General features: G+C 49.6%; 1 protein-coding gene. It reads right to left on the bottom strand.

Translation table 11 applies throughout. The features are described 5' to 3' along the window. Window positions 1-47: 47 nt before the first annotated feature. On the bottom strand, window positions 48-593 hold the full coding sequence (locus A3773_RS16795) for a reverse transcriptase domain-containing protein (protein WP_231902232.1): 546 nt from the start codon (window positions 591-593) through the stop codon (window positions 48-50). Window positions 594-915 lie beyond the last annotated feature (322 nt).

Raw genomic sequence — 915 nt, 5'->3', positions numbered from 1 at the left:
CATCTAACGATGATTTATCGCCGATTCAATATGAAAACTTAGCAAGTTTAAGTGTCCGGAATTGTTGACCAGAACAGATCGTAATTAACTCGGTCAAAGAACTTAGACAGATCGACATCGACCGCGAAGCGGCGACCTTCCTTGATGATGTCTCGAACCTGCTTTACCGCCTGTTGCCCATTTCGATTTGGCCGGAATCCAAAACTATTGTTTGAGAAATCGGGATCAAAAATAGGCGTAAGGACTTGGGCAATCGCTTGCTGAATCACTCGATCACAGACGGTTGGAATCCCCAGTTGGCGAGTACCACCATCGGGTTTATCGATTTCAACGCGTCTGACCGGTGAGGGCGTATATCGACCTGTTGCCAGTTCGGTAGTGACCTTCGTCCAGTGTCCTGCGCTTGCCCATACGGGAAATTCGTTGATGGTCATGCCATCCACTCCTGCAGCCCCTTTATTGGCTTGAACGCGTTTCCATGCCGCTGAGAGGTTATCCCGTTGCAGCACACGCTCAAATAGATCGTTACTAAAGGCTGGCTTCAGATCACTACGCTGAATCACGTCATCGCCTGACGGCGTTCGTGCGTTCAAGTGTGACAAGGCTCCTCCTTTATTCTTAATGTTCAGGCCTTCACCATGTATCAGCCATTACGCTGACCGTTGGGCTACTATGCCGTCTGCTGACTTCTGCTTAATCACTGGCAAAGTTACCTCTGCCAGCGCTATCGGTTTGTATCTAGTTCGCTCTCCACTGGCGATACATTCAGCGGAGCCAAGGCACTTATTGACCAGAGCCTTACTGGTGGTTTACCGATCGCTTGTTAAGCAGATCTCCCCAGATAAGAGCATGAACTGTCCCTGCGCAACTGCATCATTTACGGTGGCCGTTAGATCACACGGCTTCGTTGTCTTG

Source organism: Neptuniibacter pectenicola, from assembly GCF_001597735.1.
Taxonomy (GTDB): Bacteria; Pseudomonadota; Gammaproteobacteria; order Pseudomonadales; family Balneatricaceae; genus Neptuniibacter; species Neptuniibacter pectenicola.
This window is presented reverse-complemented; position numbering and strand designations above follow the sequence as displayed.